Here is a 20,164-nt window from a genome sequence, read left to right on the forward strand (position 1 = left end):
CGTTCGCCGTTCGCCGTTCGCCGTTCGCCGTTCGCCGTTCGCCGTTCGCCGTTCGCCGTTCGCAGCAGCGTACTCGTTACTGCCCTGAACCACAAACCTGACCGTCGATCGCGATGCGACGAACGACGAACGAAGATCGAATCGCCAGCAACCAAACTATTCCGAATGCCCGCGACAGCGGCCGATTTCCGGCGACGGTCGACATCGCAGCGGCCGACGTCACGGCCGCGCGGCACTGCGCCGACGTCGAAGCAGCCCGAAGCCGCCCGACGGCGCCGAAACGTTCCGAAGCCGAAACCCGACGATCCGGCCGGGCCCCGCGCCCGCATCTCGATGCGGGCACGCGGCCCCGCCGCACGCTCCCGCGCCGCGCCCCGTCAGCCGAGCACCGGGCGCAATCCGCTCACCTTCAGCTTCGTATCCGGCGCGCGCCCCTTGCGGGCCCGCTTGCCGACGTGCGGCTCGAGCGCGCGCGCCGCCAGCGCCTCTTCCTGCGCCTTGCCGCCGCGGCCCGTGCCCGTCAGCACGACGCCCGCCGCATCGATCGCGAGCGCCTGCACGAGCGTCTCCTTCGGATCGAGCGCCATCAGGATCACGCCGCGTCCGCCGCCGCCGAGCGTCTTCATCTCGTCCATGCCGAACACGAGCAGACGCCCGCCGCTCGACAGGCACGCGACCTGCGACGCATCCGCCAGCACCGGCATCGGCGCGAGCGGCGCCGCGCCTTCGTCGATGGTCATGAACGACTTGCCCGCCTTCACGCGGCTCACCATGTCGCCAACCTTCGCGATGAAGCCGAAGCCGTTGCTCGACGCGAGCAGCAACGGCTGCTCGGCGGGCGCCGCGAAGTAATGAAGCAGATGCGAGCCCGATTCGAGCTCGATCAGCGACGTGACGGGCACGCCGTCGCCGCGCCCGCCCGGCAGCACCTGGACCGGCACCGAATACACGCGCCCCGTGCTGCCCCACGCGATCAGCGTGTCGGGCGTGCGGCACTGGAACGCCGCGTACAGGCCGTCGCTCGCCTTGAACGAGAAGCTCGCCGGGTCGAGCCCATGGCCCTTCAGCGCGCGCACCCAGCCCTTCTGCGACACGACGACCGTCACCGGCTCGTCGACCACCTTCGCCTCGAACGTCGCGCGCTTCTCCTGCTGGATCAGCGTGCGGCGCTCGTCGCCGTACTGCTTCGCGTCGGCCTCGATCTCCTTGATCATCAGCCGCTTCATCGCGCTTTCGTTCGCGAGCAGCTCTTCGAGCTTCGCCTTCTCGGCGCGCAGCTCCTCGAGCTCCTTCTCGATCTTGATCTTCTCGAGCCGCGCCAACTGGCGCAGACGGATTTCGAGAATGTCCTCGGCCTGCCGCTCGGTGAGGCCGAACGCGCTGATGAGCGCGGCCTTCGGCTCGTCCGATTCGCGGATGATGCGGATCACCTCGTCGATGTTCAAAAAGACGATCATCCGCCCTTCGAGGATGTGAATCCGGTCGTTCACCTTGCCGAGCCGGTGGCGGCAGCGCCGCGTGACGGTGGCCTGGCGGAACCGCACCCATTCGCCAAGAATCGACGCGAGCCCCTTTTGCGCGGGCCGTCCGTCCTCGCCGATCATCACGAGATTGAGCGTCGCGTTCGATTCGAGGCTCGTGTGCGCGAGCAGCGAATTGACGAATTCGGTCTGGTCGATCGTGCGCGTCTTCGGCTCGAACACGAGCCGCACGGGCGCGTCCTTGCCCGACTCGTCGCGCACCGCGTCGAGCAGGTCGAGCATCGCCTTCTTCGTGTTGATCTGCTCCTGCGTGAGCGTCTTCTTGCCCGCCTTGAGCTTCGGGTTCGTCAGCTCCTCGATCTCCTCGAGCACCTTCTGGCCCGACGTGCTCGGCGGCAATTCGGTGACGACGAGTTGCCACTGGCCGCGCGCGAGATCCTCGATCTTCCAGCGCGCGCGCACCTTCAGGCTGCCGCGGCCGATTTCGTACGCGGCGGAGATCTCCGCGTCGCTCGAGATGATCTGGCCGCCGCCCGGAAAGTCCGGCCCCGGCACGAGTTGCATCAGCTCCGCGTGCGGCAGCGCGGGATGGCGGATCAGCGCGACCGCGGCCGCCGCGACTTCGCGCAGGTTGTGCGACGGAATCTCGGTGGCGAGGCCGACGGCGATCCCCGACGCGCCGTTCAGCAGCACGAACGGCAGCCGGCCCGGCAAGAGCTTCGGCTCGTCGAACGAGCCGTCGTAGTTCGGCATGAAGTCGACCGTGCCCTCGTCGATCTCGTCGAGAAGGAGCTTCGCGATCGGCGTGAGGCGCGCTTCGGTGTAGCGCATCGCCGCCGCGCCGTCGCCGTCGCGCGAGCCGAAGTTGCCCTGGCCGTCGATGAGCGGATAGCGCATCGAGAAATCCTGCGCGAGACGCACGAGCGCGTCGTACGCGGACTGGTCGCCGTGCGGGTGGTACTTGCCGAGCACGTCGCCGACGACGCGCGCGGACTTCACCGGCTTCGCGTTGTCGCCGAGGCCCATCTCGTTCATCGCGTAAAGAATGCGGCGCTGCACGGGCTTCTGGCCGTCGCTCACGTCAGGCAGCGCGCGCCCCTTCACGACGCTCACCGCGTAGTCGAGATACTGGCGCTCCGCGTAGCGGCCGAGCGTCAGGAAATCGCCCTCGGGCGCGGCCGGCTCGGCGAAAAGATCGGGAGTGTTGTCGTCCATCTAGATTTCGTGTCCGTTTATGCGATGCGTGCGAAGCCGGGCGCGCGCCCGGCCGCGCTCAGATATCCGCTTCGACTTCGTTGCCCTTTTCCTCGAGCCAGTTGCGGCGCGCGGCGGCCTCGCCCTTGCCCATCAGCATCGTCATCTGCGCGACGGTCGACTCGAAGTCGAGGTCGCCGAGCGCGATCGGCATCAAGCGGCGCGTGTCGGGATTCATCGTCGTGTCCCACAGCTGCTCGGCGCTCATCTCGCCCAAGCCCTTGAAGCGGCTGATCGTCCATTGCGATTCGCGCACGCCGTCCTTGCGCAGCTTGTCGAGAATCGCCTCGAGCTCGCCTTCGTCGAGCGCGTAGAGCTTCTGCGCGGGCTTCTTGCCGCGCGCGGGCGCGTCGACGCGAAACAGCGGCGGCCGCGCGACGAACACGTGGCGGCGCTCGATCAGTTGCGGGAAGTGCTTGAAGAACAGCGTGAGCAGCAGCACCTGGATGTGCGCGCCGTCGACGTCCGCGTCCGACAGGATGCAGATCTTGCCGTAACGCAAGTTCGACAGGTCGACGCTGTCGTCCGGGCCGTGCGGATCGACGCCGATCGCCACCGAAATGTCGTGCACCTCGTTGTTCGCGAACAGGCGGTCGCGCTCGGTCTCCCATGTGTTGAGCACCTTGCCGCGCAGCGGCAGGATCGCCTGGTATTCCTTGTCGCGGCCCATCTTCGCGGAACCGCCCGCCGAATCGCCCTCGACGAGGAAAATTTCGTTGCGCGCGATGTCCTCGGTCTCGCAATCGGTCAGCTTGCCGGGCAGCACCGCGACGCCGGAGCTCTTCTTCTTCTCGACCTTCTGGCCCGCGCGCGTGCGCGCCTGCGCCTGCCTGATCACGAGCTCGGCCAGCTTCTTGCCGTGCTCGACGTGCTGGTTGAGCCACAGCTCGAGCGCCGGGCGCGTGAACGACGATACGAGCTTCACCGCGTCGCGGCTGTTCAGGCGCTCCTTGATCTGCCCCTGGAACTGCGGATCGAGCACCTTCGCCGACAGCACGAACGACACGCGCGCGAACACGTCTTCCGCGAGCAGCTTCACGCCCTTCGGCTGCAGGTTGTGCAGCTCGACGAAGCTCTTCACCGCCTGATAGAGGCCGTCGCGCAGGCCGGATTCGTGCGTGCCGCCCGCGGGCGTCGGAATCAGGTTCACGTACGACTCGCGCACGAGCGAGCCTTCCTCGCTCCATGCGACCACCCACGACGCGCCCTCGCCCTCGGCGAACGTGTCGTCGCCCGAGCGCGAATCGGCGAAGCGCTCGCCTTCGAACAGCGGAATCAGCAGCTCGCTGCCGTTCATCTCGTCGAGCAGATAACCGCGCAGGCCGTCTTCGTATTTCCAGCTCTGCCGCTCGCCCGTCTTCTCGTTGACGAGCACGACCTCGACGCCCGGCAGGAGCACCGCCTTCGAGCGCAGCAGCCGCTGCAGCTCGCCCGTCGGCAGGTTCGGCGAATCGAAATACTTCGGATTCGGCCACACGGTCACGCGCGTGCCGGATTTCTTCTCGCCGCGGCCCGCGCCTTGCGTCGCGAGCGGCTTGACGACGTCGCCGTCGGCGAAGCCGAGCTGCGCGACTTTGCCGTCGCGCCAGACCGTCACGTCGAGCCGCGTCGCGAGCGCGTTCGTCACCGACACGCCGACGCCGTGCAGGCCGCCCGAGAACGTGTACGCGCCGCCCTTCGCCTTGTCGAACTTGCCGCCGGCGTGCAGCCGCGTGAACACGATTTCGACGACGGGCACCTTCTCTTCCGGATGCAGCCCGAACGGGATGCCGCGCCCGTCGTCCTCGACGGACACCGACTGGTCGGGATGCAGCGTGACCGTGATCTGCTTGCCGTAACCGCCCAACGCCTCGTCGGACGCGTTGTCGATCACTTCCTGGATGATGTGCAGCGGATTCTCGGTGCGCGTGTACATGCCGGGCCGCTGCTTGACGGGCTCGAGGCCCTTCAGCACCTTGATCGATGCTTCGCTATACGCCGCTGCGGGCTTTTTCGTAGACATAGAAGCTCAGGTTCGTCATTCACCTTGACGTTATCCCCAACTCGTGTGGATAACGTCGTGGACAAAACGTTGAATTCGATAAAAATTCGAGTCGAAACAATGGCGTGCTCGGATTGCTTCGAAAGCGGGCGGCGCGCCGCGCGCGTGCGCCGCGCGGGCCCCGTCCGGAACGCGGCGTATTTTACTGGTTCCGCAACGGCGAACTCATGAAGGCTTACGTTTCGCTTCGAGCGCCTCCCAGCGCTCGAGCGCCGCGAGAAGCTCGTCGTCGAGCGCCGCGAAGCGCTCGGTCAGGCGCGCGCCCTCCTGCGGGTCCTTCGAGAAGATCGAGCCGTCCTCGAGCTGCGCGCCGACCGCCTTCTGCTCGGCCTCGAGCGCGGCGATCCGCTCCGGCAGCGCGTCGAGCTCGCGCTGCTCGTTGAACGACAGCTTGACCGTGCGCTGCGCGTTGCGGCCCGCCGCGCTCTTCGGCGCGTCGTCCTTCGCGGCCGCGGGCTCCTTCGCCGCGCGCTTGCCCGCGTCGTCGTCGGCGATCCGCTGCGCGCGCTCGCGCTGGATCTGCCAGTCGGTGAAGCCGCCGACGTATTCGCGCCACTGGCCGTTGCCCTCCGACGCGATCACCGACGTGACGACGTTGTCGAGAAACGCGCGGTCGTGGCTGACGAGCAGCACCGTGCCGTCGTAGTCGGTCAGCAGTTCCTCGAGCAGCTCGAGCGTCGGGATGTCGAGATCGTTGGTCGGCTCGTCGAGCACGAGCACGTTCGCCGGCCGCGCGAACAGGCGCGCGAGCAGCAGACGGTTGCGCTCGCCGCCCGACAGCGACTTGACGGGCGAGCGCGCGCGCTCGGGCGCGAACAGGAAATCGCCGAGATAGCTCATCACGTGCTTGCGCACGCCGCCGATCTCGACCCATTCGCTGCCCGGGCTGATCGTGTCGGCGAGGCTCTTTTCCGGATCGAGCTGCGCGCGCATCTGGTCGAAGTACGCGACCTGCAGGTTCGTGCCGGTGCGCACCGTGCCTTCGTCGGGCTTGATTTCGCCGAGGATCAGCTTGAGCAGCGTCGTCTTGCCCGCGCCGTTCGGGCCGACGAAGCCGATCTTGTCGCCGCGCATCAGCGTGCTCGAAAAACGGTCGACGACCGCGCGCTCGCCGTAGCGCTTCGTCACGTCGGTCAGCTCCGCGACGATCTTGCCCGACTTCTCGCCCTGCGCGACGTCGAGCCTCACGTTGCCCTGCGTGTTGCGGCGCTCCGCGCGCTCGCTGCGCATCTGCTCGAGCCGCGCGATGCGGCCGACGCTTCGCGTGCGCCGCGCCTCGACGCCTTTCCTGATCCACACCTCTTCCTGCGCGAGCAGCTTGTCGAACTTCTCGTTCTCCACCCGCTCCACTTCGAGCTGCTGCGCCTTGCGGACCTGGTACGCGGAGAAGTTGCCCGGATACGACAGCAGGCGGCCGCGATCGAGCTCGACGATGCGCGTCGCCACGCGATCGAGGAACGCGCGGTCGTGCGTGATGAAAAGCAGGCCCGCGCGCTGCGCGACGAGCAGTTCCTCGAGCCAGCGGATGCCGTCGAAATCGAGGTGGTTGGTCGGTTCGTCGAGGAGCAGCACGTCCGGCTGCACGACGAGCGCGCGCGCAAGCGCCGCGCGCTTCTGCATGCCGCCGGACAGCGCGTCGACCTGCGTGTCGCAGTCGAGGCCGATTTGCGCGAGCGTCGTCGCGACCCGCGTGCGCCAGCTCCACGCGTCCGTCGCATCGAGCGACGACTGCAGCGCGTTCATCCGCGCGAGCAGCGCGTCGTGCTCCGCGCCTTCGGGCGTGTCCGCGAGCCGGTGCGCGATCTCGTCGTACTCGGCGAGCAGCGCGCGCGTTCCGGCGAGGCCCGATGCGACCGCGTCGAACACCGTCTGCCCGGCCTCGAATTCCGGCTCCTGCGGCACGTAGACCGTCACGAGGCTCTGCTGGCGCGTGACGAGCCCGTCGTCGGGCTTCGCGAGGTCGGCGACGATCTTGAGCAGCGACGACTTGCCGGCGCCGTTGCGGCCGATGAGCCCGACGCGCTCGCCGGCTTCGAGCGAGAAATCCGCGTGATCGAGCAGCGCGACGTGGCCGAACGCGAGTTGCGCGCCGGTGATGGAATAAAGCGACATGGGGAGGACGGCGGAGAAAAATCGGAAGCGCTCATTGTACCGGGGGCGGCGCGCGACGCCGAGATGGCACGACGGCCTAGTGCGACGGGCCGCGCGGCGGCGCCCGGCGGCGGCGAGGGCCTGGCGCGGCGGCCCTCGCGTGCCGGACTGCCCGAATGGGCCTACTGGACGTTGATCGTGATCGTCTGGCTCAGCTCCGGGCCGTACGAGCGGTGCGCGCCGTCGCCGAACTGCAGCGTCAGCGTATGGCGGCCGGGCGGCAGCTTCACGTCGGTTTCGGTCTGAGCCTTGCCGTAATGCAGCGAACGCTCGCTGACGGGGATCACGTCGCCCTTCGGAATGGGCTTGCCGTCGATCAGCAGATGATGATGGCCGGTGTTGGGCGTCATGTCGCCCGCGGGCCGAAGCGCCACATCGCCCTCGAGGCCGAATTTCACGTGAACGGGGTTCGAGACGGACGCACCGTCGGTCGGCTCGACGAAGTACACCCTCGCTTCCGCGTGCGCCGAGGCGGACGCGAAGAGCGCGGCCGCGGTGAACGCGCCGGCCAGCCATTTGTTGTAGAGCATCGCTCTCTCCTTTGGGGTTGAAAGGCCATCGAAGGATACACCGCGAACCGCCGCCGCGTCGCGGGCTCGGCGCCGCTCCGGGACGCCCGGCCGACCGGCGGCGCACGCCCGGCGCACCGGCTCGCGACGCCCGCGGGCAGGCCGCGGGCGCGCCCGCCCCGCGCCGCGCTCCGACGGGCGTTCGCGGCAAATCCGGTACCATTGCGCCTTTCGCCGCCCGACGCGCCGAGTTCGCGCGATCGGACGACGTCGAATGCAATGGTTCTTCAAGAGTGCAACATGAGCGAAGTGGTCGAATACAAGAGCTGGGTCTGCCTGATTTGCGGCTGGGTCTATAACGAAGCGGACGGCTTGCCGGACGAAGGCATCGCGGCCGGCACCCGCTTCGCCGACATTCCGGACGGCTGGCGCTGCCCGCTGTGCGACGTCGGCAAGGAAGATTTCGTCGTCGTGGAGTTCTGAGCCCGGCGATCCGGCCGGCGGCGCGCTAAGGCCGGAGCCCGATGCCTGTTCCGCGCTGCCGCAGCGGCCCATCTCCCCTGCCTCACCAGGCCCGACCCCAACGCACGTCGTCGCAAGCAACCAGACTCATGCGCTTCGGGGGCGGCCGTTCACGCGCCGAAATGGTCGCCGGACAAGGCGGCCGTGCGCCCCATCCCTTCCTCCTGCACGTTCACCGGCGTTGAAAGAATTCGCGTAAGACTGCGATTTTTTCCGGCCGATGCGCTGTTCGAAACGGGCGCTCCCGCTTTCACACGCCCTGTCCTAGCGCACTTCGCCGGGATCACGCGTTCCCGGCGATGTTTGAAAGCATTCCTCTGCCCAATAAGTTCCATTTTGGAACGTACAATCCCGTCGGATGCACACGCAGCGAATCAATACGGACGACCATGGGAGGAGAAAACGTGGCACAGGCGGAATCATCCAGGCAAGCACCCGCCAGCTCGACGGGAGAAGCGGCCAGCAATCTCGGCAGATTTCTATCGCTCGCGTTCCTGCTCGGCCTGCTGACCGTCATGGCCGCATTCGGCTGGGTCACGTTGCAGGAAGGTAGCCATCCACTTGAGCGCCATCACCGTGCCGCCGCCGCTTCCGACGCGCGGCGAACGTGAAACTCTCACCGAGCTCGACCACGAATGGCTCCATTTCGCGCGGAAGCGCGTCTTCCAAGTTCGCAGAGCGTGTTGCGCGTCTGTCATCGCAGCGCCTGTCAGTGCGCCAACCCGCAACAATGAACCATGCAGCTTGCCGACGATGGCGAAGCCTCGTTGGTCGATCGCCTGGGTCGCGTGAAACAAATGCGCTCCCGCCATCGCGCGGCGGAACGGATTCCGCCCGGCCACGCGCGCAAGGCCGCCCTCGCGGAAACGGCGATGCCCGGCAAACCTGCGGCAATCCCACTACATTTTCCAGGTTGAACTTCGGCCGTCGGATACCTTAAATACGCTGGGCGTGACCTGAAGACACGCGACGCCCCTCGATATTGAGGAAGCCTACCGCTCAGTGGAGAAAACCACCATGTCGACAACTGTTCTAGGTTTCAAAGGAAGGGTGACTATCGCAATCAACAAAGTGACCAAGCAGTATCCGCACGCCAAGCTCTATGAAGTGGATGGTGTGGCCTCAGGCGGCCCGACCACTGACCCTAAGCAAATCGACAAACTGCGAGTCGTGTTTCAAGACGAGAACAACACGGTCATCATCGAATCCACAAGCTACGACGAATTCGGTTCCCCCGTGCTTTATCCAGCGCCCTGGGTCGGAGACGTGGTGATCGAATGGCCCGTCAAGCTGGATCTGGACGAGGCCGATCGCGCGAAGAAGGCAGCGGGGCAAACAGGCGCATACGATACGGTCACGCTGCGCAATCCGCTCGGCCCCAAACGAGGAAACCCCCTCTATATTTTCGGTTCGGGGCTCCGCCAGGCGAGGAAATTCGTGTTCGTGGACGCGATAACCGGAAAAGTGACCGTTGGGGAATAACGAGCGGGAATGAAGGCTCGATTCGTGCTCGGATGGTGTGTGCCGCAGCGGTGAGCGGTGAGCGGTGAGCGGTGAGCGGTGAGCGGTGAGCGGTGAGCGGTGAGCGGTGAGCGATCGCATCGTCGGTGATCGGCTTCGACAATGCACGGGGCGCGTTCGACGCGCGCCCAACGGCTCGCGCGCTCAGCCTCGTCGAGATCGGCGCGCTGCATCGCAGGCAGCTCGTGCCGCGGGCGCGAGCCGCGCCCGCATGGTGTGATCGCTGCCCGCGCCGCGCGCTACGGGCAGCCGCACCGCGCAGAACGCGCCGTTCGGGCCGTCGACTTCGCACGGCAGCCGCAACCGGTCCGGGCACGCCGCCTCGGATCAACGTCCGCGCCGCGAGCGCGCATGTCGCGCGAATGAGGCATTGAGATCGGCTCGCGGCACAGTGGTTCGCCAGCACGGCAGCGCGAGGCGTTCAATTTCCGGGAGAGCATGCAATGGGAACAACCGAAAATCATTCGCGTTCTTGCGGCGACGGCAACCTTCGGAACCGGCTCAGGCAAGCTTGCCTGTATGGAACGATCGGCCTTGTGGCTTCGCTGAGCGCGCCTTGCGCGATGTCCGCACCCAATGACGACGCGCATGCCACGGCTGAGCACCGCATGCCGCACATGGAAAGCGAGCACATGATGAGCGCGCCGCCCGGCAGCAGCACATCGTTCTCGCTTTCGAAAATCGCGGCCGACGATCCCGAGCCGCCGACGGATTTCCGCCTCGGGACACTGACGAAAAAAATCAAGACGGAAAACCCGCAAACGCAAGCATTCTTCGATCAAGGCTTGCGCTTCTACTGCGCGTTCAACTTTCGCGAAGCGTACCGCGCGTTCAAGGCCGCGCTCAAGCGAGACCCCGACTGCGTCATGTGCCGATGGGGGATCGCGATGTCGCTGGGCGTGAACATCAACCAGCTCGATCAGCCGGAAGCGGATCGCCAGATCGCGCAACAGAATCTCAAGGACGCACTTCGCATACGTGATGCCGATCCGAAGGAACGCTCGCTCGTCGACGCATTGCTGCCACGCTATGAAGCTCACGCGCAACTACCCGGCGAACTCGAGCGCCAGAACCGGCGCAACCGAGACTACGCCGAGGCGATGACCGCGCTCGCCCATCGCTACCCGGACGATCCCGACATCCAAACCCTGTACGCGGATGCCGTGATGAACCTCAAGCCTTGGGAATACTGGGACCGTCAGGGGAACGCCACTTACCGTGACATTCCCCAGGCAGTCGAGGCGATCGAAGGCGGGCTGAAGGACCATTCCGATCACATGGGACTCGTCCATTGGTACATCCATATTCGCGAGGGATCGACCGAGCCGAACGACGTGACGCCTTATGCGGACAAGCTGGCCAAACTCGCGCCCGATGCCGGCCACTTGGTCCACATGCCCTCGCACATCTATTACCGCACCGGCGCGCACCGGCAATCGTTCGAAGCGAATCGGGACGCAACGTTGAGCGACGAAGGCTACTTCAAGAAAGTCGATGCCAAGCTCGCGGGCGGCATCGATCATCCGGACGGCGACCGTTATCGCTGGGGCTACTACCGGCACAATATCCATTTCGCGCTTGCTTCGGCGATCATGGCCGGCAACGTCGAGAACATGAGCTGGGCGGCTGATCGCCTGCGGGAATCGGAAGGCGAAGGCATTACGTTCCGGACCGACCGTTATCGCGGCGTCTATTACCAATCGCTGCCGTATTTCATGTCGCCGGACGAGATCATCCGGCAGCCGCCGCCGCACGGGACAGAAAAGGACTGGCGCTTTGCAAGCGTTTCCTGGAATTACGCACGAGCGCTTGCATACGTCCGCAAACACGATGTTCGCGGCGCGCAAAGTGCGTACGCGAAACTTGTAAAGGACGTGATCGCCTTCAGGAAAGAGCGGCCCGACGAAGTGATGAACAGCCAGACGGCACAGATCATGCAATCGGTCGCGCGCGCGCGGATCGACCAGATGAAAGACGACGCGCAACGCGGGGTGCGCATTCTCGAACGCTCCGTCAAGCAGCAGGACAAGATGAACTACGACGAGCCGCCTTACTGGATGGTTCCGGTCGGGCAAACCCTGGCCGCGCTCCAGATCGGCCTCGGCCAATACGACAAGGCGATCAAGACGCTCCACGCGTCGCTCGGCGACGACGACCCGGAACACAACGCGTACACGAGTTTCAGAGGCAACAGCTGGGCCTATTTCGGCTTGACGCAGGCCTATGAAAGAATCGGGCTAGGAAATTTGACACCCGAGCAGCAAAAGGACTACGACAGCGCGCGGAGCCGGCTCGCCGAATACTGCCCGCCCGACAAGAATGTTTGCGCTTTGTCGCTCGATCGCATGTAGGTGGGCAAACACGGTCGGCTCCGAGTTGAAAGGCCGCCGGCTCCGACGCCTTTGCTCGCTGGTCGCTGCTCGCGGCGCATGCGGTTGGCGCTTGGCGGCGTCAAGCACAAAGCGTTCGACGCTGTCGCCGGCGGATGGCGCGGAGACGATTTCGACAAACGCCTCGCCTATGACGGCGAGGCGTTCGAATCGAATGCGCGGACACCTCGCGTCGCGCAGTCAAGCAAGCGCACGCTCGCCAACCCACCGGGGTCGATCGAGACCACGGTCAAACGGAACCGTTCTCCGCGATGAAACGCGCCGTTCGTTGCGACGCGAATGACGTCGGGCGCGGCCTGCTTCCGCTGCGGATGCTCAGCGAACCGCCCGAATATCTCGACGATCTCATCAGGCCCCGGGGCGTCGCAGCATTGCTTTCCCGGCCCGATCAACGGCAAACGATCGAGAGTTGGTCGCGCGATGCTCGGCGCATGAGGCAAACGAAAGCGATCCCGGACTCGATATCGCGCGCCCAAGCCTCGCGGCCTCCTTTGTTCGAAAAGTCTTTGGTATACTCGTCTACCCTCGCTGACGGTCCTGAGGGCTGAGGACCTGGGCCCGCCAGCGATCGCCGATCTTCAGGATCGAAGCATGCATGCCCCCGTCCGTGCACTATCGCAATGCGGCGATAACGCACGGAGCTACAAGGTCGATTTGTAGCGATTGTGTTGTAGCAGCGAGGGTATTGAGCCGTGCTTCACCGCCCGTCATTTCGCGTCATCCGCGAGCAGGCACAATCCTGGAAAGGCAAGCGGAACAAGGCTAGGCGCCTGACTCACAAAGCGCCGGTCCATCCGCTCAAACTATCCGCTCCCCGTAGTTCAATGGATAGAACAAGCGCCTCCTAAGCGCTAGATACAGGTTCGATTCCTGTCGGGGGGACCAGTCATGCTCCCAGCCATCCCCAAGATTCACAAGAAATCCCCCGCTCGGGCCCGTCTGGCGGCCTTCTAGCTCCCATCGTTACCCAAGGTTGCTCCGCGACAGCCGGAGAAAGTGTTGGTATTTTTTGCTGGTATCAGCCGATACCAACAACAGAGATACCAACAATGCCGCTCACGCCGTGCAGGTACGGAACGCGAAGGCCAGCGCGGCCCCGTACAAACTCACGGACGGCAACGGAATGTTCTTGCTCGTCCAACCGAACGGCGCGAAGTACCGGCGTTTGTCCTAGCGCTTCCTCGGCAAACAGAAAACGCTCACCCTAGGCGCCTATCCGGCCGTCACGCTCGCGACGGCACGGAAGAAGTGCGACGAGGCCCGCGAACAGATCGCGGCCGGCATCGATCCGGGCGAAGCGAAGAAGGACGCAAAACGGGCCGCCGAAATCGCGGCGGCAAACTCATTCGAGGCAGTAGCGCGCGAGTGGTACGGCTCCCAGCGTCCGGGCTGGAGCGACGGCTACGCGGAGAAGGTGCTGCATTCGCTTGAGGTCGACGTGTTTCGGAAGATCGGCGCTCGCCCGATCGCGGAGATCGATTCGCCGCACATGCTGAGCATCGTTCGCGAAGCCGAGGCACGCGGGATACGCGAGACGGCGAAGCAAATCCTCCGGCGCTCTCGCGCGGTCTTCCAGTAAGGGATCATGACCGGACGCTGTCGGGGCTACAGACCACTCCATAACGCTCGGTCATCGCGCGGCCAGATCCGCAAGGCGCCCCTCGCCCGTCACGCATCGCCGCCAAACGGATTGATCGGCTCAGGCGAAAAGCACGCCCCCTCCGCAACCAGACCGCGCGCACTCCGATCGGCGATCATCTGCGGCCCCGTTCGACCATTCATTCGTCCGGGGCCGCGCGTTCCGCATCACTTCCAGTTCGGGTCCTGCTTCAATTGATCCTGCAGATACGCCTTCATCCGTTCGTCCGGCATGCCGAACCAGCGGAAGCTCGCGTACTTGCTCGGCGCGTCGTATGCGCCCGGCGTCTCCGGCAGCGTCACCAGCATCCCCCACACCCGATGAGAATCCTCGTCGATCACGCCGTAGAACTGATTGGCCGCGCAATCGTGCGGCTTGCACATCCAGCCCACCAGATACGACGCGCCTTCGACCTGCTCGCGCCGGTACGGCGAGCTGACCCGGTTGTCGCTTGCGAGCCATTCCGGCACTCGCTTCTCGCTGGCGATCATCCGCTGCCACTCGGCGCGATGCGCGCTCTGCGCGATGGCCTCGGAAAAAGTCGGCGTCTGCGCCGGCTCGTCGGCGGCCGCCGCCGCACCCGCGATGCCGGCAACCAGGACGGCGAGCGCCGCGCGGCGAGCGGTCGAACGATAATGTCGAATGATCATGAATGCCCCCGGGAAAATTCGTTTCGAATGAGACGCAAGCCCGGTCGGCAAGTTCCGCCGCGCGGCGAGCAGGCGAGCAACCGTTCGGCTTCGGCGCGAAAACGCGCAATAAATGCCCGCATCGTGTCGCGACCGGCGCCCGCCTCGACTTCGATTGAATGCCTTGCCGTTCACATGCTCTTGTGCAATGTCCGTCGCCGCTCGATTCGCGGGGCTCGGCGTTCGAGCAATCAAAGCGATTGCCCGAATGAACGACATCGAGCGAGCGGCAACGGCGCGAGCCAAACGGAAAGCGCTGCCGCGCTGCCGGCGCGCATCCGGCGGCCCGAATTCCGGGTGGAACAGCGGAAGGAAACGCTCGACGCGCCAATCGAGGCGAGCCTGAGCAAGCAGATGTTCGTGCCGCGATTCGGCATCGTCGGCGCGATGGACTCGCATCGCTTCATGTCGGCGTCGACCTGCGGCGCATCAGATCCTCTGCCCCCCGAATGTCGGCGAATCCGCTGGCGCCTCGACATCGAAGCGCGCGTTCATCGCGGCCGAATCCATGTCGCGCTCCGTTCGAACCGCCATCGACATCCGCGCTGCCGGCTGGCGCGCGCGATGCGTGCCTTGCAAGGCCGTGCGCTTTGCTGCGATGATTGCCGTCGATCCGACGCTCCTCCGGAGGCCGCGCGCAAAGCCGACGAGGGCGACCGAGCGTCGCCCTGCGCACCATGCGGGCGCGTCGGCCACCGCCCGACCGCCGCGAGCCGCCTGCGCGCGGCCGCCACGAAGCCTTCCGAATCGCGATGAAAACCACTCCGCCCGATCCCGCCACCCAGCAACGCAGACGCCCGTCGAACCTCGTGCTGAACATCTTCGCCGCGCTAATCGGCCTCGTCACGTTCGGCCTCGGCGCGGCATGGGTGATCTACACGTGGCTCGTCGACCGCGAAGCGCCGTATTTCGCAATTCCGCTCGTCTTCTCGGTGCCGGTGATCGTCGCGGTCGCCGTGCGCGGCATCTGGGAGTGACGCGCGCCCGCACGCGCAGGCGTCGCCTCGCGCTCGCCATCCTTCGCCGCCGCTCGCGCGGCGCCTTCCGTCGAACTCCGCCGCAGCCATCGAAATCGCCGACGCCGCGAATTTCCCGGCCGCTCCGCTGTCCTATCGCGCGACACGTTCGCCCGACTCCCACTCCGCTCCCGATCGCCATGCCCTCCACGCCGCATCGTCCGCGCACCCGTCACTTTCTCGTCCGTCTGATGTCCGCCGTCTGCGTCGTCTGGTTCACGTCCGTTCTGTGCGTCGCGCTCGCGTCGCCCGCCCATGCGGCGGGAAAGGCCTGCGCTCGCACGTCGGCCGCGCACGGCAGCGCCTGTCGCGTCGCGCGCAGCGCTCATGCGAAGCCGGTGAAGCACGTCAAGCGCGCCGCCCGCGCGCGGCATCGTCATCCGCATGCGAAGCAAAAGCGCATGGCGCTCCACCGCAAGACCGGGCATCGCGCGCGTTCGACCGCGCTTGCGCATCAGCCGACGCGCAAGCGCCAGCGCGCGCCGCACCGCGCCGTCGTCGCGGCCGAGAAGCCGAAGCTGCTCGCGAGCTGCGGCTACACGGCCGCGTCACGCAGCCTGTTACGTTCGCGCGCAGCCTACGTCGTCGACGAACGGACGGGCGCGGTGCTGATCGAGAAGAACGCGAACCGTGTCGTGCCGATTGCGTCGATCACGAAACTGATGACGTCGATGGTCGCGCTCGACACGCGCGCGCCGATGTCGCGGCCGCTGCGCGTGAGCGCGCAGGACCGCGACTACGAGAAATTCACGGGATCGCGGCTGAAAGTCGGCTCGGTGCTGTCGCGCCGCGACATGCTGCACATCGCGCTGATGTCGTCGGAAAACCGCGCGGCGGCGGCGCTGTCGCGCGACTATCCAGGCGGACGGCCCGCGTTCGTCGCCGCGATGAACCGCAAGGCGCGCACGCTCGGCATGAAGCGTACGCACTTCGTCAACGCGACCGGGCTGTCGCCGCGCAACGTGTCGACGGCGCGCGATTTGTCGCGGCTCGTCGCCGCGGCGAACCGCTATCCGCGCATCAAGACGTTCTCGACCGATACGTCGAAGACGGTCTTCCCCGGCCGCGGCCAGCTCCAGTACGTGAATTCGGATGCGCTCGTGCGCGCCGGCGATTCGAGCATCGTGCTGCAGAAGACGGGCTTCATCAACGAAGCCGGCCATTGCGTCGTGCTCCGCTACGCGGTGCGCGGACGCCCGGTCGACATCGTGCTGCTCGGCGCGCCGGGGCCGAGCGACCATCTTGCGGACGCGCGGAAAATCCGCAACTGGCTCACGTGCTCGATGCCGTGATGCCTTCGCTTGCGCGCGCCGGGGCGCCGCGGTCCGCGCGCCGCACGCATCGCGTGCGGCCGCCGCCGCGGCTCCGGATCGACGGACACGGCGCGGCTTACTTCTCGACCGCGCGCGCCACTTCGTTCGAGCCGTACCACAACCGGTATCGAACCTCGAACTCGTTCGGCACGTACACGACGATCGGCAGACGGCTGTTGTAGCGCAACAGGTAGCCGCCGCCGCGCACGGGCACGAACGCCTCCTGCGCTTCCTGGCCCGGGCACGCCATCAACGTGCCGGCCGGCCCCTTCACGTCGGCGAGCACGTAATACGGATAGCCCCAACCCTTGACCGTCTCGTGCTTGAGTTCGCCGCCGAACCAGTGCTGGTTGCAATCGACCTTGATCTTCTTGCCGATCACCAGTTCGACGCGAATGTCGTCCTCCAGCTTTTCGGCCGGCAGCACGATCACCTCGCGCTTCTGCCCCGCCTGGGCGGCCGGGAACATCTTGATGTCTTCCGCGGACGGCGTGGGCGCGGACGCGGGATCGACGCCCGCGGCGGGCGTCGCGGCGCTCGCCGCCGCCGCGACGCCGGAGAAGCCGACGAATGCGGCGCACGCCGCCCAGGCGGCCAAGCGAGAGGCTGATTTCATACGGTGCTCCTGATGAGTGATTGAATTGAACGGAAGCGCGGCGCACAGCCGGCTTCCGCACTGCGACTGCTTACGTGATTGTAATGTGCAGACACAATTCGCTTCGCACCAAGCGAGTTCGAGCGAATCACAATGCAAACGGCAGTGAAAACAGGGAGAAGGGAGAAAGTCATGCTGAAACTCGTCGCTTCGCTCGGGGCCGCTGCGCTCCTTGCCGGTTGCGTCGCCGTGCCGGACAACGGTTACGGCTATGGCTACGCGCAACCGTATTATCCGGGCGACTACGCGTACGTGCCAGGCTACGCGCCCGTGTACGGAACGGTAAACATCTGGGGCGGCGGCGGATGGCGGGACCGCGACCATTGGCGCGGCGACGACCGCTGGCGAGGCGGCGACCAGTGGCGCGGCGGTCGCGGCAATGGCTGGCAAGGCGGTCGTGGCCCGGCTGGCGGGCGCAATGTCCGCGGGGGCAACGATTGGCCGGGCGGCGGCGGCCACGGCGGTGGCCGTGGCGGAAGGCACTGACGCCAACCGTGGATTTGCAACGAGTTGTATCGAGAAAGGAAGCAGCGCGACCGGGCTGGCCATGGTCCGGTTGATCGCGACGGGCGCGCTCACGTGCGCTCATGGCGCCGCCGATCGGTTCGGGTTCGCGTGAGGGATGCTCGGGGCGTCGGTGACGCTGTCGCGCGGTCCGTCAATGGGCGGGCGGCCGCGGCCGCCCGTCTAGCGCAGCGCCGCTGCGTCACCCGCCGCTGCGTCACCTATCGCGCGCGTCTCGCGGAACGCCCGGACGCGGCATTTGGCGGCGTACGTCCATTTGACGCGCTTCTGTTCGGCGACCCGCCGGCCGACTGCCGTCGTCTTCAGAGCCCTACGATCATCCGACGGCCACACGCTCCTCCGCCCCATCGTTTCGGCGGTTTCGGTTTCGGCGGTTTCGGCGTGATCCGATGCGCGCCGCATCGAACCGAAGCCCGCCCGATCGTGCGCGGCGGCCCGCGCATCGGCGCGCCGCTCAAGCGGGACGCTCACATCACCAACCGGCAGGCCGCGGCTGCGCGTAGCCATACGCGCCGTAACCGCCGCCATCGTATGCTTGCGCGCCGCAATCGACGTAAGCGCGTCGATACTGATCGTAGCAATAGCCCGCGGGCGGCGCGCCGTAAGCCGGCGCGGGTTGATACTGCGCCGGCTGATAGGCCGGGGCCTGATAGACGGGCGCCGAGTACGCGACGGCCGGCGCGGGATTCAGCGCGGACGTGACGATCGCGCCCAGCACCGCGCCGCCGATCAGCGCGCCGACGATGTCGCCGCCGCGATCGTGCGCGCCGGCCGGCCCCGCGAGCGCGAGACTACCCGCCGTCACCAGAACTGCCGCGATCTTCTTCATGATGGACTCCGCCAAACGTGGTGCATGACGAGGCCCATTGTGGGCGCCGCCGGCCGTAATAGATGCAGCAAGTGGTAACGCGCAATTACGCGTGTCACATCCGCGCGCGCGCCGCCTGGGCCGTGCTACGATTTTTGGCACAAAGGAGACGCCCTCGATGAACCCCCACACCGCTCGCCGATTCGATACCGAGTTCGCACCGCGCATCGCGCGCGCAATCGGCGACTTGCTCGAGCGACGGGCGAACACCGAGGTCGTCGGCTACGGCGGTCACGGCCATCCGACGCAGGTGCGGATCGTCTCGCCGCACGCCGAGCACGTGCGCGGCTACGCTCATCCGCTCGACATCGTGCTCACGTGGGACACCGACGAGATCGAGCGCCTGATGGCGCCGGACGGCGCCGCGCGCTTCGAGCGCTATCTCGCGGCGTTGAAACTCAAGCTGCCGGCCTGGGAAAACGCGCGCGGCATCGACTTCGGCTCGCGCACGCAGGCCGAAGTGCTCGTGCTGCTCGGCGGGCTCGATTTCGAGGCGTGACGACAGCACGCGGGCAGCGGGCAAGCTGCTTCGGGCGGTTGGCGGTTGGCGGGCGGCGGGCGGCGGGCGAGTTCGGTGCGTCGTGAAGCAAGCCCGTCCGGCAGAATGCATCGATTGGCCGATCAATCGATCGGGCGTCCTACTGCGACGGACGACGAGCATCATGCCCTGCCGCAGCGCTTTCGAGCGCTCCGCCACCCCATCGCCCCATCGCCCCATCACCCCATCACCCCATCACCCCATCACCCCATCACCCCATCGCCCGATTGCCCGATCCCGAGCAGCCGCGTCCCTACCCGCGCGGCTTCGAGCAACTCGTGCCGCAAGCGCTTCCGCACCGCTTGCGCATACCGTCGCGCCACGCACGATAGGCGTCGCCGCGCGCCTTCACTCCCGCACGCCGCCCGACTTCACGATTCGGGCGCCGGTGATACACTCGATCGGCTCATGCCGACGCTTGCGAGCATGCGTTGCCGCGCCGCGAGCGTCATTCTGTCGAACTTCACAAGGAGGCCCCCATGGCTGATTTCCGGCTTTGGACTGACGAGTTTCCGGCCAACGGCTTCATGCCGAAGGCGCAGGAATACCACCACGAAGGCTTCGGCGTAGATGGCGGCAACCGGTCGCCCGCGCTTCACTGGGAAGGCGTGCCCGCCGATGCGAAGAGCCTCGCGCTCACCGTCTACGATCCCGACGCGCCGACGGGCAGCGGCTTCTGGCACTGGACCGTCGTCAACATCCCCGTCGACGCAACGAACCTGCCGCAAGGCGCGGGCGGCGCGGGCGGCGCTTCGCTGCCCGCAGGCGCCGTCCAGGTGCGCAACGACTACGGCGACGAAGGCTTCGGCGGCGCCGCGCCGCCGCGCGGCGACAAGCCGCACCGCTACGTCTTCCGGCTGCACGCGCTGAAGGTCGATACCTTGCCCGTCACGAAGGACACGACCAACGCGGTCGCCCGCTTCATGATCCATCTGAACGAAGTCGATTCGGCGACTTACACCGGTCTCTACGAACTGAAGTGAGCCGCCGTCCGGGCCGGGCGCCTCGCCCCCGGCCCTTCGCCACCGGCCGCGCGCCTCTGCGCGCATGCC

20 protein-coding genes, 1 tRNA gene and 2 pseudogenes are annotated in these 20,164 nt (G+C 66.5%); 14 read left to right on the forward strand and 9 right to left on the reverse strand.

Translation table 11 applies throughout. The annotated features are described in order from the left end of the window. Positions 1-377: 377 nt before the first annotated feature. The 4 genes from parC to WS91_RS30950 all read right to left on the reverse strand — a co-directional run bounded on the left by parC (position 378) and on the right by WS91_RS30950 (position 7,457). Positions 378-2,696: a DNA topoisomerase IV subunit A gene (gene parC / locus WS91_RS30935; protein ID WP_059574710.1), complete on the reverse strand. Its 2,319-nt coding sequence runs from the start codon at positions 2,694-2,696 to the stop codon at positions 378-380. 58 nt (positions 2,697-2,754) lie between these two features. Further along, positions 2,755-4,737, reverse strand: a complete 1,983-nt coding sequence (gene parE, locus WS91_RS30940; RefSeq protein ID WP_038748726.1) for a DNA topoisomerase IV subunit B — start codon at positions 4,735-4,737, stop codon at positions 2,755-2,757. Between the two features lie 204 nt (positions 4,738-4,941). Next, a complete protein-coding gene (locus WS91_RS30945) occupies positions 4,942-6,888 on the reverse strand; it encodes an ATP-binding cassette domain-containing protein (protein WP_059671653.1) in 1,947 nt (648 codons plus the stop codon). A 161-nt stretch (positions 6,889-7,049) separates the two neighbouring features. Beyond that, the gene (locus WS91_RS30950) at positions 7,050-7,457 is read right to left on the reverse strand and encodes a DUF4399 domain-containing protein (protein ID WP_038748730.1); all 408 of its coding nucleotides are present in this window, start codon (positions 7,455-7,457) and stop codon (positions 7,050-7,052) included. Positions 7,458-7,736: 279 nt separating this feature from the next. Here WS91_RS30950 and WS91_RS30955 point away from each other — a divergent pair, with 279 nt between their 5' ends. From WS91_RS30955 to WS91_RS36570, 6 genes are all read left to right on the forward strand, one after another. Next, positions 7,737-7,919 carry a rubredoxin gene (locus tag WS91_RS30955; RefSeq protein ID WP_038748749.1) on the forward strand — a complete coding sequence of 61 codons (183 nt, stop codon included), beginning with the start codon at positions 7,737-7,739 and terminating at the stop codon, positions 7,917-7,919. Positions 7,920-8,257: 338 nt separating this feature from the next. Then, positions 8,258-8,569: a hypothetical protein gene (locus WS91_RS35200; protein ID WP_156432575.1), complete on the forward strand. Its 312-nt coding sequence runs from the start codon at positions 8,258-8,260 to the stop codon at positions 8,567-8,569. Positions 8,570-8,695: 126 nt separating this feature from the next. Continuing rightward, positions 8,696-8,875, forward strand: a complete 180-nt coding sequence (locus tag WS91_RS36560; protein ID WP_156432576.1) for a hypothetical protein — start codon at positions 8,696-8,698, stop codon at positions 8,873-8,875. 85 nt (positions 8,876-8,960) lie between these two features. Further along, positions 8,961-9,440 carry a hypothetical protein gene (locus WS91_RS30960; protein ID WP_226377150.1) on the forward strand — a complete coding sequence of 160 codons (480 nt, stop codon included), beginning with the start codon at positions 8,961-8,963 and terminating at the stop codon, positions 9,438-9,440. Between the two features lie 482 nt (positions 9,441-9,922). Continuing rightward, positions 9,923-11,830, forward strand: a complete 1,908-nt coding sequence (locus tag WS91_RS30965; RefSeq protein ID WP_442854984.1) for a tetratricopeptide repeat protein — start codon at positions 9,923-9,925, stop codon at positions 11,828-11,830. A gap of 78 nt (positions 11,831-11,908) precedes the next feature. Then, positions 11,909-12,124, forward strand: coding sequence for a hypothetical protein (locus WS91_RS36570; protein ID WP_156432578.1), 216 nt, complete (start codon positions 11,909-11,911; stop codon positions 12,122-12,124). Here the strand turns inward: WS91_RS36570 and WS91_RS38270 are convergent. Beyond that, positions 12,082-12,312 (reverse strand): annotated as a pseudogene (locus WS91_RS38270) (site-specific integrase); the annotation flags it as partial. The gene WS91_RS36570 and the pseudogene WS91_RS38270 overlap by 43 nt on opposite strands. Positions 12,313-12,679: 367 nt before the next feature. Between WS91_RS38270 and WS91_RS30975 the strand changes: the two are divergent. Both WS91_RS30975 and WS91_RS37715 read left to right on the forward strand, forming a co-directional pair. Beyond that, positions 12,680-12,754 (forward strand) — tRNA-Arg (locus WS91_RS30975). Positions 12,755-12,918: 164 nt separating this feature from the next. After that, a pseudogene (locus tag WS91_RS37715) lies at positions 12,919-13,445 on the forward strand (tyrosine-type recombinase/integrase); the annotation flags it as partial. A gap of 230 nt (positions 13,446-13,675) precedes the next feature. Here WS91_RS37715 and WS91_RS30985 read toward each other — a convergent pair. Further along, entirely contained in the window at positions 13,676-14,158 is a 483-nt protein-coding gene (locus WS91_RS30985; protein WP_038753620.1) for an inhibitor of vertebrate lysozyme family protein, read from the reverse strand. A 27-nt stretch (positions 14,159-14,185) separates the two neighbouring features. Here WS91_RS30985 and WS91_RS30990 point away from each other — a divergent pair, with 27 nt between their 5' ends. The 3 genes from WS91_RS30990 (at position 14,186) to WS91_RS31000 (ending at position 16,505) form a co-directional block, all read left to right on the forward strand. Then, complete coding sequence (locus WS91_RS30990; protein WP_152611822.1) at positions 14,186-14,953, forward strand: hypothetical protein; 768 nt, start codon at positions 14,186-14,188, stop codon at positions 14,951-14,953. Then, positions 14,950-15,174, forward strand: a complete 225-nt coding sequence (locus WS91_RS30995; protein ID WP_038753614.1) for a hypothetical protein — start codon at positions 14,950-14,952, stop codon at positions 15,172-15,174. The genes WS91_RS30990 and WS91_RS30995 overlap by 4 nt, the downstream gene beginning before the upstream one ends. A 179-nt stretch (positions 15,175-15,353) precedes the next feature. After that, positions 15,354-16,505 carry a serine hydrolase gene (locus tag WS91_RS31000; protein WP_038753612.1) on the forward strand — a complete coding sequence of 384 codons (1,152 nt, stop codon included), beginning with the start codon at positions 15,354-15,356 and terminating at the stop codon, positions 16,503-16,505. Between the two features lie 97 nt (positions 16,506-16,602). Here the strand turns inward: WS91_RS31000 and eco are convergent, their stop codons facing one another. Further along, the gene (gene eco / locus WS91_RS31005; RefSeq protein WP_038753609.1) at positions 16,603-17,142 is read right to left on the reverse strand and encodes a serine protease inhibitor ecotin; all 540 of its coding nucleotides are present in this window, start codon (positions 17,140-17,142) and stop codon (positions 16,603-16,605) included. A gap of 171 nt (positions 17,143-17,313) precedes the next feature. On the opposite strand from eco, the gene WS91_RS31010 reads away from it, so the two are divergent. Next, positions 17,314-17,667 carry a hypothetical protein gene (locus tag WS91_RS31010; RefSeq protein ID WP_059574721.1) on the forward strand — a complete coding sequence of 118 codons (354 nt, stop codon included), beginning with the start codon at positions 17,314-17,316 and terminating at the stop codon, positions 17,665-17,667. A gap of 201 nt (positions 17,668-17,868) precedes the next feature. On the opposite strand, the gene WS91_RS37045 is transcribed toward WS91_RS31010, so the two are convergent. Both WS91_RS37045 and WS91_RS37050 read right to left on the reverse strand, forming a co-directional pair. Continuing rightward, positions 17,869-18,213: a hypothetical protein gene (locus tag WS91_RS37045; RefSeq protein WP_145986799.1), complete on the reverse strand. Its 345-nt coding sequence runs from the start codon at positions 18,211-18,213 to the stop codon at positions 17,869-17,871. Beyond that, positions 18,179-18,535 (reverse strand): hypothetical protein, encoded by a 357-nt coding sequence (locus WS91_RS37050; RefSeq protein ID WP_038753600.1) that lies wholly within the window; start codon positions 18,533-18,535, stop codon positions 18,179-18,181. The genes WS91_RS37045 and WS91_RS37050 overlap by 35 nt, the downstream gene beginning before the upstream one ends. 157 nt (positions 18,536-18,692) lie before the next feature. Here WS91_RS37050 and WS91_RS31025 point away from each other — a divergent pair, with 157 nt between their 5' ends. Both WS91_RS31025 and WS91_RS31030 read left to right on the forward strand, forming a co-directional pair. Next, positions 18,693-19,073, forward strand: coding sequence for a DUF5594 family protein (locus tag WS91_RS31025; RefSeq protein ID WP_038753597.1), 381 nt, complete (start codon positions 18,693-18,695; stop codon positions 19,071-19,073). A 518-nt stretch (positions 19,074-19,591) separates the two neighbouring features. Then, on the forward strand, positions 19,592-20,095 hold the full coding sequence (locus WS91_RS31030) for a YbhB/YbcL family Raf kinase inhibitor-like protein (RefSeq protein ID WP_038753594.1): 504 nt from the start codon (positions 19,592-19,594) through the stop codon (positions 20,093-20,095). Positions 20,096-20,164 lie beyond the last annotated feature (69 nt).

Origin of the sequence: Burkholderia sp. MSMB1498 (assembly GCF_001526245.1) — a bacterium.
GTDB classification, from domain to species: Bacteria; Pseudomonadota; Gammaproteobacteria; order Burkholderiales; family Burkholderiaceae; genus Burkholderia; species Burkholderia savannae.

Coding starts and splice junctions, on each gene's coding strand:
- WS91_RS30950 (WP_038748730.1), bottom strand. CDS start 7,457: ATGCTCTACAACAAATGGCTGGCCGGCGCGTTCACCGCGGCCGCGCTC.
- WS91_RS30995 (WP_038753614.1), top strand. CDS start 14,950: ATGAAAACCACTCCGCCCGATCCCGCCACCCAGCAACGCAGACGCCCG.
- WS91_RS30965 (WP_442854984.1), top strand. CDS start 9,923: ATGGGAACAACCGAAAATCATTCGCGTTCTTGCGGCGACGGCAACCTT.
- WS91_RS31025 (WP_038753597.1), top strand. CDS start 18,693: ATGAACCCCCACACCGCTCGCCGATTCGATACCGAGTTCGCACCGCGC.
- WS91_RS30955 (WP_038748749.1), top strand. CDS start 7,737: ATGAGCGAAGTGGTCGAATACAAGAGCTGGGTCTGCCTGATTTGCGGC.
- eco (WP_038753609.1), bottom strand. CDS start 17,142: ATGAAATCAGCCTCTCGCTTGGCCGCCTGGGCGGCGTGCGCCGCATTC.
- WS91_RS36570 (WP_156432578.1), top strand. CDS start 11,909: ATGCGGTTGGCGCTTGGCGGCGTCAAGCACAAAGCGTTCGACGCTGTC.
- WS91_RS36560 (WP_156432576.1), top strand. CDS start 8,696: ATGCAGCTTGCCGACGATGGCGAAGCCTCGTTGGTCGATCGCCTGGGT.
- WS91_RS31030 (WP_038753594.1), top strand. CDS start 19,592: ATGGCTGATTTCCGGCTTTGGACTGACGAGTTTCCGGCCAACGGCTTC.
- WS91_RS31000 (WP_038753612.1), top strand. CDS start 15,354: ATGCCCTCCACGCCGCATCGTCCGCGCACCCGTCACTTTCTCGTCCGT.
- parC (WP_059574710.1), bottom strand. CDS start 2,696: ATGGACGACAACACTCCCGATCTTTTCGCCGAGCCGGCCGCGCCCGAG.
- WS91_RS35200 (WP_156432575.1), top strand. CDS start 8,258: ATGTTTGAAAGCATTCCTCTGCCCAATAAGTTCCATTTTGGAACGTAC.
- WS91_RS37050 (WP_038753600.1), bottom strand. CDS start 18,535: ATGAAGAAGATCGCGGCAGTTCTGGTGACGGCGGGTAGTCTCGCGCTC.
- WS91_RS30945 (WP_059671653.1), bottom strand. CDS start 6,888: ATGTCGCTTTATTCCATCACCGGCGCGCAACTCGCGTTCGGCCACGTC.
- WS91_RS30990 (WP_152611822.1), top strand. CDS start 14,186: ATGAGACGCAAGCCCGGTCGGCAAGTTCCGCCGCGCGGCGAGCAGGCG.
- WS91_RS37045 (WP_145986799.1), bottom strand. CDS start 18,213: ATGGCTACGCGCAGCCGCGGCCTGCCGGTTGGTGATGTGAGCGTCCCG.
- WS91_RS31010 (WP_059574721.1), top strand. CDS start 17,314: ATGCTGAAACTCGTCGCTTCGCTCGGGGCCGCTGCGCTCCTTGCCGGT.
- WS91_RS30985 (WP_038753620.1), bottom strand. CDS start 14,158: ATGATCATTCGACATTATCGTTCGACCGCTCGCCGCGCGGCGCTCGCC.
- parE (WP_038748726.1), bottom strand. CDS start 4,737: ATGTCTACGAAAAAGCCCGCAGCGGCGTATAGCGAAGCATCGATCAAG.